Here is a 9,562-nt window from a genome sequence, read left to right on the forward strand (position 1 = left end):
GAGAGGAAGCGAGAAAAGATACCGTGGAATGAAGAGCTAGAGCTGTAAAAGAGAGAGGAAGCGAGAAAAGATTCCGTAGAATGAAGAGCTAGAGCTGTAAAAGAGAAAGGAAGCGTGAAAAGATACCGTGGAATGAAGAGCTAGAGCTGTAAAAGAGAGAGGAAGCGAGAAAAGATACCGTGGAATGAAGAGCTAGAGCTGTAAAAGAGAGAGGAAGCGAGAAAAGATTCCGTGGAATGAAGAGCTAGAGCTGTAAAAGAGAAAGGAAGCGAGAAAAGATTCCGTAGATGAAGAGTTATAACAATCAAATGCTTCCCATGGTTCTATTAATCTTTATCTATATAATAAGAACAATTGCTATGTCTGATTATTTTAAAGCTCTTTAAAAGTATATTTCGGATGGTTCTCTTTGACATAATGCTGCCACACCATTCATGAATAGTATTTGTAGTTATTTTACTATTTGGAAAAAGAGTTTTAAATTCTTCCACATTACGCAAAACAGCTGTTTGATAGTCTTCTCTGAAACTACAACTATTACATATCAAGTACTTTTTATAAGGAAAGGAAGGATAGAATGTTTGGCAAACAAGACAACTCATTCCTTTCTCAAGCTCATCAAATTCATAGTCAGGCAGTCGATTGAAAGGTGATTCTTCTATATGATTTGATATTAATTGCTCCGCAAACTTTGAATGTGAAGCATTAATTTTAGAGGGACTCTTTTTAAGTTTAGCAAGGAATCGATTTAGCTGTGCGGGAAAAATAATAGGTAATTTAAGAGATGCTTGATACAGTAGAAATTCGGGATTTACGAAAATAAGGTAGGATTCAATGGGGAGATGAAATACAAATTCCTGTAACATTCGTCTAAGTAATGATTCATTTCTGCTAAGTTGAAGGAGGGGGTTTTTAATCTCAATCTTGGAAGAGGAATACCATCGATCAGCGTCGATAAAAAAGTCACCTTCGTAGTTTTTTACTTCAAAAAGGTAAATGGTGTTTGAGGTAATTAACAATGAATCGATTTGAAATAAGCTGTTATTACATTCAAGTAATAGATCATTCAAGATTAGTCTGTCAGGTGAAAGAGGCTCTAACCATTTATCAAACTTCTGCTCACCTTGGTAGCCTTTATCTAGATTCACATAGTAACTTTCGTCTTTTGCTGATAAGTTCATCCGAACCCGTAATGATCTCATAATCTTTAACTCCAAAGGTTCATAACGCGGCTTCATAATCAATCTATTGACCTCCAATCATTTAAGTTAATCATATGTCTTAGGAAAAATATAAACAAGAGTTTCTGTGACGGCAATCACAACTTCCACAAAGTTTCTCTGATACCTTATAAAAAAGAGGAGGTATTCATATGGAACATATTTGTGGATTAGCAGGTAACGCTTCAATCGAATTGTGTCGCCCACTAAGAATATTGAAAGAAGAACATAAACCATTACGCGAGCAAATGGAGTTTTTGTACAATTTATCGGTTTCAATAGAAGAGGAAAATGATATTGAAACGATGAAGGAGCAGTTGGGAAGTTTACGAAGTGGAGTCGTCGAGTTTGTTAGTCAGTTGGATCCCCACTCTGAAAAAGAAGAGGGCGTGTTATTTCCTATGGTGGCCAAATACACGGGGAAAGATGTAGGACCCATTGCTGTGATGGAATATGAGCATGATCAAGCAAAAAGTAATTTACGAACGTTTCTAGAAAAAACATTTCAGTTAGAAGCAGAAGTAACTATTAACGAGCTCATTCAAATGACTCAACTTTATAATGAAGCATTTCATATATTACAAGGACATTTTATGAAGGAAGAGGAAATTTTGTTTCCGATGGCAGAGCAATTACTGAGTAATAATGAGAAGCAAAGCTTGGATATACAAATAAATTCAAAGTAATGATATGTAGAGAACTCGTATTCAAAAGCGTGTTCTCTTTTTTAATTTTACCCCCCATCCGTATTTACGTTTCTAAAAATTCCCTTTATAATGAATTTTGTGTGAAATAATCTTACAAGTCTCTTGACTTTTTGTTTATAAAAGGAGGAGGAAGGCTTTTGCCTTTGGAAAAAGGGGAATTAAAGAAAACGGTTGAGTTGGAAAAGGGCTGGAGCTTTGAGCAATATATTCATAAGATGAAAGGGGTTAGTGCACAATATCAAGCTGTTCGCTTAACAGACTCTTTTATTTCAGCAGGTGGCGGTTTGATTACGATGATCATTATAAGCATTCTTGCTGTTAGCCTAGGTTATCCAATGGCATTAGGTCCTATCGGCGCTACCTGTTTACTCGTTTTTGCAGCATACGAAGGTCCATTTTCCCAACCGAGGCATATTATCGGGGGACATATTCTTTCAACGGTTGTCGCATTATCAATTTGGGATCTATTCGGAAGGTCTCATATCACAATTGGCATTACTTTAGCGGTTGTGGTTCTTCTTATGTTGATTACTAAGATGATGCATCCGCCTGCTGCAGCTAGTGCGATCGTAGCTATTAACTCACAGGCTGGTTGGGGTTTGTTGTTAACCATTGCGATAAGTGCAATTATCGTCGTAGGCATCTCAGTTTTATATAATAATTTGTTTGAAAGTAGAACGTATCCTCAACGATGGATATAACTTAAAGTGCTATGGAACTCATTTCCATAGCACTGTTTCAGTTATTTGTCCTCAAATAACAGGTTTCCAACTAAAAAGATACAAAAGTATAACAATCAGCAACAAACATAAAGCCCCAATAAAAAACAAAAAAGAAGGTGATACAGCTAAAGCTCCAGCAAAAAATGACCCAGTAATAACACCAAAAGAAAAACATGCGTAAAACAGGCCAAATGCCTTACCGCGTTTTGCTTCCCCGGAGTGCTCGACAACCGTCGCGCTAGTCGATGGGAAAATAAAAGCAAAACCAACCCCGTAAATCATCATTGCAAGCAGCAAATGAATAAAGGAAGCAGAGAAAGATAAGCTCACTAAAGCCCCACATATTATTACTAGCCCAATAGTCATTAGATAGACGTTATTCCATTTATCAAAAAGAACGTTCGTTGGAAGAACAAAGATAAGGATAGCTACCAGTCCAAATACACTTAATAATGGGCCGGTTAATTCGGCGCTTAGTTGCAGTTCTTCTACTTTTAATGGCAAAGCGAATGTGAGAATTCCTAATGTGAACATTAATAAAAAGATTGATGTGTATGAAAAAAACATCGGTTTTGTCAGCTTAAGCGAAGTTATTTGAGGAGACGCTGCCTTAGAGCTGATAACTTGAAGCTCTTTTACAAAAAAGATAGCAAGTACCGCACATCCTATCATAAGAACCGTAAGCGTGAAGAATAAATAATCATACCCGAATCTTCCACTAATAATCGCCCCAAGTGCCGGGCCTGCAATAGCGGCAATTCCAACAGAAGCTCCAGAAAAAGCCATAATCCGGCCTTTTGACTCAGACGTTTTTCTCGAACCTAAATACGTAAATGCTGCAGGGACGATCAACCCCCCGGCTAGCCCATGAAAAAAACGAACGTAGGCTAACTGTTGCGGGGTTGTCACAAGAGAATAGAAGAACAGCACGATTCCAACGACGATCATTCCCACACATAAAACTATTTTAGGTCCACTTCGATCGATCCAGTACCCGGATACAATATTTCCAATAATATTTGAAAAAGAATAGAGTCCAATAATAATTCCGACTAACATAGGTGTAGCTCCCAAACTTATAGCAAAGGGAGCAATAATCGGAAGCTGTGAAAAAGTATCGATAAATGCCACGATAATAATAATATAAAGCAAAGCCATAAACGTCACCTCAAGGTTACAATTTATCTACGTAATTTGATTAAAACAATCATGGGCAAATTAAGCAATAATTGTCGTGTGTTTTTAAAAACATAGACAACATAAAGTGATGAAATGATGAAAAATTTAGGTAGATTTACTTACTTTAAAAAAATAAGCAAATTATTTTGTTTCGTGTTTAGAAATTGTTACTTTAGGTTTGTAACTTCAGCAAGAAAGGATAAATCTACATGTCAAATAAACAAATACCTGTATCTGTTTTAAATTTAGCTCCCATTCGGAAAGGGCAGACTGCAAAAGAAGCGATTGATTCGATGGTCGATTTAGCCCAAATGACAGAAAAAATGGGATATAGTCGTTATTGGATTGCAGAACACCATAATATGCCGACCCTTGTTAGTTCAGCAACACCAATTTTAATTAAACATACGTTAGAACATACAAAGAAGATTAAAGTAGGTTCGGGTGGAATTATGCTGCCGAACCATTCTCCATTAGTAGTTGCTGAGCAATTTGGAACGATGGCAACGATGTACCCTGAGAGAATTGATCTTGGACTTGGGCGTGCTCCTGGAACAGACATGATGACAGCAAATGCTCTTCGACGATCAAAAAACGATACAGTCTACACGTTTCCTGATGATGTGAATGCATTGCTTACTTATTTTGGACCTGAGGAACGTCAAAGTTACGTCAAAGCCTATCCCGGAGTTGGCACGAATGTACCGATTTATATCCTTGGATCATCGACAGATTCAGCTTACTTAGCGGCGAAATTAGGCTTACCTTATGCATTTGCTTCCCACTTCGCTCCAAGACATATGGAGGAAGCAATCTCGATTTATCGCAGTCGGTTTGAGCCATCCGAATACTTGGATGCTCCATATATGATGGTTTGTTTAAATGTAATTGCGGCTGAAAGTGATGAAGAGGCCCAATATGAATCAACAACGATGAAGCAATTTTTCCTAAATGTTGTACGTAATTCTCAAACACCGTTAAGTCCACCGGTGGAAGACATGGATTCGATTTGGAGTCCACAAGAAAAAGAAGTCGCTATGTCGATGTCGAGTGTAACATTCATGGGTAGCAAAGAATCGATTAAACAACAATTAACCGATTTCCAAGAGAAGTATAACGTTAATGAATTAATGGCTGTGTCCTATATTTACGATCAAGATAGGCAAAAACGTTCTTATGAGATCTTTAAAGAAGTAGTGGATGGCAAATAAAAAAGGAGGCTTTTATGGAAATTGGTGTTAGTACATTTGTAGAGACCACACCCGATGTAGAAAACGGAAAAGTGGTAAGCCACGCAGAGCGAATACGTGAAGTGGTCGAAGAAATTATATTAGCTGATCAAGTCGGTCTAGATGTCTTTGGTGTCGGTGAGCATCATCGCGAAGATTTTGCCGCTTCTTCTCCAGCTGTTGTTCTTGCAGGAGCTGCCGCGCAAACGAAACGGATAAGACTAACTAGTGCGGTAACAGTGCTTTCTTCGGCCGATCCAGTACGAGTATTTCAGGAGTTTGCAACGCTCGATGCAATTTCAAATGGGCGTGCAGAGATCATGGCAGGGAGAGGCTCGTTTATTGAATCGTTTCCGTTATTTGGCTACGAGTTAAAAGATTATGATGAGCTCTTTAATGAAAAATTGGAGTTGCTATTAAAAATACGCGAATCAGAAAAAGTGACGTGGAGAGGTGGGCATCGTTCCGCGATTAATAATCTCGGGGTATACCCTCGACCAGTGCAGGATCCTTTACCTGTTTGGATTGGCAGTGGTGGGAATTCGGAATCCGTCGTTCGTGCGGGTCTCCTCGGATTGCCGCTAGTCTTAGCTATCATTGGCGGACGGCCAACGCAGTTTGAGCCTCTTGTACGTCTTTATAAAAGGGCAGCTGCTAAAGCGGGGCATGATGTTTCAAAGCTGCCTGTTGCTTCACATTCTCACGGTTTTATCGCTGAAGAGACAGAAGTGGCAGCAAATAAATTTTTCCCATCAACACAGCATGTCATGAATAAATTAGGACGAGAGCGTGGCTGGGGCCATTATGACCGATCCAGTTTCGATGCGGCTCGTAGCTTTGAGGGAGAGTTGTATGTAGGAGACTCCAAAACGGTGGCAGAAAAAATAATTCACCTTCGTAAAAATGTAGGAATCACACGCTTCATGTTGCATGTGCCTGTTGGATCCATGCCGCATGATGATGTGATTAGAGCGATTGAACTGTTGGGGAAAGAGGTAGCCCCAATAGTACGAGAGGAAATTTCCAAATGGGAAGCAGAAGGGGAAGGAAAAAAATAAATTATTGAAAAGGCCATTTACAGTTAATGTTAATACAGTACCTTGCAATATACAGTACTGAGTGATATATTTATTTTTAGTGGAATATATATAAACAGGTACTATACAATGCACAGTAGTAAATAAAATAGAAATGAGGTGTGGCTAGTTAGTGAACGTACAATTTAAAAAGGGTGTATTAGAGTTATGTGTTCTTATCTTACTTGATAAACAAGACCGTTACGGGTATGAACTCGTTCAAAAAATCTCTGAGAAAATTGCTATTTCCGAAGGTACAGTCTATCCATTATTACGACGATTAACAAAAGAAGGGTATTTTACAACATACTTAAAAGAATCATCAGAAGGCCCGTCACGTAAGTATTATAAGTTGACCGATAGTGGAAGGGAATTTCTTCATGAACTGTTGGAAGAATGGAAGGAATTTTCAAATGGAGTGAACCAATTAATAAAAGAAGGTGTAAGGGATGAATAAGAAGCAATTTTTAACGGAATTAGACCATGCTTTAACAAAACTGTCTCCTGGTGAACGTCAAGATATTCTGAATGACTTTGAAGAGCATTTTGCAGTTGGATTAGAGGAAGGGCAAACAGAGGAAGAAATTTCAGCTTCTCTTGGTTCGCCACTACAAATTGCCAAAGATACGCTTGCGTCTTATCACCTTGATAAGGTCGAGGCCACAGCAACAACTGGAAACATCATTCGTGCCGTTTGGGCTGTAATTGGATTGGGATTCTTTAATCTTGTTATTGTCCTCGGACCATTTATCGCATTAGTGTCCATTGTTTTTGCAGGGTGGACTGTAGGAATCTCATTTATTGCTTCACCCCTTTTACTTTTGATAAACATAATAATTTATCCAGGATCTTTTCAATTATTTGATTTATTCATGTCATTAGCACTTTGTGGATTGGGGCTGTTTATTGCCATTGGAATGTATTTTGTTACACGTTACGTAATGAAAGGCTATGTTCGGTATTTAAAATATAATGTCAAGCTTGTAAAAGGTGGGCTAAAACATGATTAGTTTGAAAAAAATCTCGATTATCGCATTAGGACTAGTGATTGGTGGTGTCATCGGAATGGTTCTCACCTTTCTAACCGTCAATAACTCCGACTCGGCTTCTGAGGAAAAACTCATAAACAATGATGAGTTTACGAATATTGTAGTAAGGGCAGATAATGCACAAATTAACCTCTACCCTACTGATGAAGTGACCCCTAAAGTGGAACTGTCAGGAAACAATTCAAACTACGTATTGTCAGCTGATGAAAAAGACACGACTTTATCCGTGCGTGTGGAAAATCGGCAAAACAAACTGTTTCATTTTCAATTCTTCTCACCTACTTTATCAGTCAATGTTTTCGTTCCTGAAAAGGTATACGAAACAATTCGTATTGAAAGTAATAATGGACGTATTAACGCAGAAGAACTACAGGTTTACGAGGTAAATATTGAAACAGACAATGGACGAATTGAATTGAAACATGTATTAGGGGAAATAGTTACGACTGAAGCAGATAACGGTTCTATTGAACTAACAAATGTGCAAGCGTCAACTATAGCAGCTAAAACAAAAAATGGAGCGATATCTTTTAAAGAAGTAGAAGGGAATATCGTCGGTAAAACGAATAATGGCAGGATTTCGCTTTTAACAAAACAAATTGACTCCTCTATCGACCTTGCAACTGATAACGGTCGAATTCAAATTCAAACGGAACAAGAACCTACGAATGCAACTATTCTTGTCAATACTGCAAATGGAAGTGTCGATGTTTTTGGAAGCTCTTCTAGAAATGTTGTGATAGGAGAGGGAGACAACATGATTCAATTAACAACAGCAAATGGAGGCATAAAGGTAGAGCGGAAATAGAGGTATGAAAAAAAGTTGTAGATAGGACGGGGCGAGTAGTTTCTATAACTGCACGGCCTCTTTTTGTTATAGTTCTTCTGATTATAATATTCTAGTCTGTACAAAAGTAGATTTTGAAATTTTTTTGAATTTATTGTAAAAAACCTAGCGAATGCAATAAATTGGTTGTATTATTTGTCGAATCCATTTATGATAATCTCATTAGTCTTTTACAACTAAAGTAAAGAAAGTTGTTTTACAAAGACATGAACATATTGACCTTGGTATGAACTCTTTTTCGTATGATGAAATCAAAACCAATTTTATTTTAAAATAAAGGAGAAGAAAGCTTTGTTTCAATGGAAAAATATATTTAAAGGTATGACGATGGGTGTTAGTGATTTAATCCCTGGAGTAAGTGGGGGAACGATTGCTTTAGTCCTTGGAATTTATCAATCGTTAATCGCTGCGATTAACGGTCTGTTTTCAAAGGATTGGAAGAAACACCTTATGTTCTTGATGCCTCTTGGGCTTGGAATTGTTATTGCGTTATTAACGATTAGCCATTTAGTTGAATGGCTTTTAGCTGAATATCCTCAACCGACATTCTTCTTCTTCTTAGGATTGATTATTGGGATTATTCCTACGTTGCTAAAAGATATTGATTATAAAAATAGCTTTGCACCTGTTCATTATGTGTTGCTTGCAGTTGGTGCTGTTATCGTCGGTGCGACATTTTTTGTGAAAGATAGTGAGCTCGCGACAGTGATGACTCATTTAGCATGGACTGATTATGCATTGTTATTCTTTGCTGGCTGGATTGCTAGCTCCGCTATGATTTTACCGGGTGTGAGCGGATCGTTTGTATTTTTGCTTTTCGGTGTGTACCCTACGGTGGTCAATGCGTTATCTACATTCAATATTCCTGTCATTATTACAGTTGGATCTGGGATTGCGATTGGCCTAGTCATTACTAGTCGTTTAATTACTTTTTTATTTAAAAAGTATCGAACTGGTACTTATGCGCTTATGATTGGGTTTATTATTGGTTCGATTGTTGTGATTTATCCTGGAATGGCAGGAGATAGCTTTTTATTGTTTATAAGTGTACTTGCCTTTTTGATGGGCGGAATTAGTGCTTATGCATTAAGCTATCTTGAAGTGAAAAAAGCAATTGTGAAATTAAATCATTAAGGATATTAGCAGCCCCCTGTGTTGAATTGCACAGGGGGCATTTTTTATACCTATAATGAACAAACTACATGTATACACTAACAGCAAATGGAGGTGAACTGACATATGGAAAATAAGCCGCTGCATTATGATGGAAGTATTCAAAAGAACGAAACAGGAACGACTGAAGCAATAAGTGAACCATTTCAGCTGACTGATGAGATGAGAGAAAATATTTCTGGGAATCCTTATGAAAATGAGAATAATGAGTAGGGGGTAGAAAGGATGTCTTTTAGCTTGAGGCATCTTTTTCTTATCTGCTGTCCGAATGATTTAGCGCATACTTTTTAATTTCCAAACGCGTGGTCTAACTCCACCGTCTTTAGACGGTATACGCTTTTAGCCTTATACTTCGATGTC

The 9,562-nt window shown here is 37.8% G+C and carries 11 protein-coding genes; 9 read left to right on the top strand and 2 right to left on the bottom strand.

Going from position 1 to position 9,562, the window contains the following annotated elements; translation table 11 throughout:
- Window positions 1-326: 326 nt before the first annotated feature.
- Window positions 327-1,238, bottom strand: a complete 912-nt coding sequence (locus tag SAY88_RS23985) for a nuclease-related domain-containing protein (protein WP_332634931.1) — start codon at window positions 1,236-1,238, stop codon at window positions 327-329.
- A 134-nt stretch (window positions 1,239-1,372) separates the two neighbouring features.
- Here SAY88_RS23985 and SAY88_RS23990 point away from each other — a divergent pair, with 134 nt between their 5' ends.
- Both SAY88_RS23990 and SAY88_RS23995 read left to right on the top strand, forming a co-directional pair.
- Window positions 1,373-1,906 carry a hemerythrin domain-containing protein gene (locus tag SAY88_RS23990; RefSeq protein WP_332634914.1) on the top strand — a complete coding sequence of 178 codons (534 nt, stop codon included), beginning with the start codon at window positions 1,373-1,375 and terminating at the stop codon, window positions 1,904-1,906.
- 158 nt (window positions 1,907-2,064) lie between these two features.
- On the top strand, window positions 2,065-2,628 hold the full coding sequence (locus tag SAY88_RS23995) for an HPP family protein (RefSeq protein ID WP_332634915.1): 564 nt from the start codon (window positions 2,065-2,067) through the stop codon (window positions 2,626-2,628).
- A gap of 51 nt (window positions 2,629-2,679) precedes the next feature.
- Here SAY88_RS23995 and SAY88_RS24000 read toward each other — a convergent pair whose 3' ends face one another.
- Window positions 2,680-3,807: an MFS transporter gene (locus SAY88_RS24000; RefSeq protein WP_332634917.1), complete on the bottom strand. Its 1,128-nt coding sequence runs from the start codon at window positions 3,805-3,807 to the stop codon at window positions 2,680-2,682.
- Window positions 3,808-4,037: 230 nt separating this feature from the next.
- Between SAY88_RS24000 and SAY88_RS24005 the strand changes: the two genes are divergently transcribed.
- From SAY88_RS24005 to SAY88_RS24035, 7 genes are all read left to right on the top strand, one after another.
- The gene (locus SAY88_RS24005) at window positions 4,038-5,039 is read left to right on the top strand and encodes an LLM class flavin-dependent oxidoreductase (RefSeq protein ID WP_332634920.1); all 1,002 of its coding nucleotides are present in this window, start codon (window positions 4,038-4,040) and stop codon (window positions 5,037-5,039) included.
- A gap of 14 nt (window positions 5,040-5,053) precedes the next feature.
- Window positions 5,054-6,115 (top strand): LLM class flavin-dependent oxidoreductase, encoded by a 1,062-nt coding sequence (locus SAY88_RS24010; RefSeq protein WP_332634922.1) that lies wholly within the window; start codon window positions 5,054-5,056, stop codon window positions 6,113-6,115.
- 151 nt (window positions 6,116-6,266) lie between these two features.
- Window positions 6,267-6,590, top strand: coding sequence for a PadR family transcriptional regulator (locus SAY88_RS24015; RefSeq protein WP_332634924.1), 324 nt, complete (start codon window positions 6,267-6,269; stop codon window positions 6,588-6,590).
- Entirely contained in the window at window positions 6,583-7,143 is a 561-nt protein-coding gene (locus SAY88_RS24020; RefSeq protein ID WP_332634925.1) for a DUF1700 domain-containing protein, read from the top strand. The genes SAY88_RS24015 and SAY88_RS24020 overlap by 8 nt, the downstream gene beginning before the upstream one ends.
- A complete protein-coding gene (locus SAY88_RS24025) occupies window positions 7,136-7,990 on the top strand; it encodes a DUF4097 family beta strand repeat-containing protein (RefSeq protein WP_332634927.1) in 855 nt (284 codons plus the stop codon). Before SAY88_RS24020 ends, SAY88_RS24025 begins: the two co-directional genes overlap by 8 nt.
- Before the next feature lie 330 nt (window positions 7,991-8,320).
- On the top strand, window positions 8,321-9,163 hold the full coding sequence (locus tag SAY88_RS24030) for a DUF368 domain-containing protein (RefSeq protein ID WP_332634928.1): 843 nt from the start codon (window positions 8,321-8,323) through the stop codon (window positions 9,161-9,163).
- A 105-nt stretch (window positions 9,164-9,268) separates the two neighbouring features.
- Complete coding sequence (locus tag SAY88_RS24035; RefSeq protein WP_332634929.1) at window positions 9,269-9,415, top strand: hypothetical protein; 147 nt, start codon at window positions 9,269-9,271, stop codon at window positions 9,413-9,415.
- Window positions 9,416-9,562 lie beyond the last annotated feature (147 nt).

The organism is Halalkalibacter flavus (genome assembly GCF_036663575.1).
GTDB classification, from domain to species: Bacteria; Bacillota; Bacilli; order Bacillales; family Bacillaceae_D; genus Halalkalibacter; species Halalkalibacter flavus.

Bases quoted from the DNA above. Each gene is read 5' to 3' on its own strand.
- SAY88_RS23985 (WP_332634931.1), bottom strand. From the start codon at position 1,238: ATGAAGCCGCGTTATGAACCTTTGGAGTTAAAGATTATGAGATCATTA.
- SAY88_RS23990 (WP_332634914.1), top strand. From the start codon at position 1,373: ATGGAACATATTTGTGGATTAGCAGGTAACGCTTCAATCGAATTGTGT.
- SAY88_RS24000 (WP_332634917.1), bottom strand. From the start codon at position 3,807: ATGGCTTTGCTTTATATTATTATTATCGTGGCATTTATCGATACTTTT.
- SAY88_RS24005 (WP_332634920.1), top strand. From the start codon at position 4,038: ATGTCAAATAAACAAATACCTGTATCTGTTTTAAATTTAGCTCCCATT.
- SAY88_RS24010 (WP_332634922.1), top strand. From the start codon at position 5,054: ATGGAAATTGGTGTTAGTACATTTGTAGAGACCACACCCGATGTAGAA.
- SAY88_RS24020 (WP_332634925.1), top strand. From the start codon at position 6,583: ATGAATAAGAAGCAATTTTTAACGGAATTAGACCATGCTTTAACAAAA.
- SAY88_RS24025 (WP_332634927.1), top strand. From the start codon at position 7,136: ATGATTAGTTTGAAAAAAATCTCGATTATCGCATTAGGACTAGTGATT.
- SAY88_RS24035 (WP_332634929.1), top strand. From the start codon at position 9,269: ATGGAAAATAAGCCGCTGCATTATGATGGAAGTATTCAAAAGAACGAA.